Source organism: Methanobacterium sp. (genome assembly GCA_030017655.1).
In the GTDB taxonomy this organism is placed as follows: Archaea; Methanobacteriota; Methanobacteria; order Methanobacteriales; family Methanobacteriaceae; genus Methanobacterium_D.
Map to the genome: position 1 here is coordinate 1 of JASEIM010000091.1, position 571 is coordinate 571.

Annotated in this window: 1 protein-coding gene; it reads right to left on the reverse strand. The window is 34.3% G+C overall.

The genetic code is table 11. From position 1 onward, the window contains the following. Positions 1–187: 187 nt before the first annotated feature. The coding region (locus QMD61_11775; protein MDI6725312.1) for a hypothetical protein at positions 188–571 on the reverse strand (384 nt) is incomplete at its 5' end.

A 571-nucleotide genomic window follows, 5' to 3' on the forward strand; every position in this document is an offset into this window, starting at 1 on the left:
CGATGATGAACCCTATGAGCTCTGATTGGTGATGAATGATGGGCGAACTGAGGCTATTTTTTAAGTATTCCCTCTAAAAATAACTCTCCAAAAATCTCAATTTTTTTAAATAGATGTCCATATTTTTGCCAATAATTTGTTGAATTTATTAATATTAAAATTAAAAATAAAAAAAAGAATTTATTTATTAGTTCCTTCTGGATAATGCTAAGCCACCAATCGCCATTAGAACTGCAATGAACAAGCCTAGAAATGGTACACCTGTTTCTTGCATTGGAATGGTGTTACTTTGTGCACTTACTGTTGTTTGAGCGGTTGCTGTTGATAATGGATTAACCGGCCTTTCAGGACCCGCAAGGAAAGCATAATCAATACTTGAATAGTAACTGACGTGTATATTGTCTGTTTTTGGATCAATTGCTATGAATACTGGCCCATATCTCCACTGAGTACCGTCTGATATTTTTTCTACTGTCCATGCTCCATTTTTAATGTAAGCTTGGTAAATAACTACAGAACCTTCAGAATTAGTTTTACTAAAGACTATGTGTGGTACGTTAGATGAATCGAT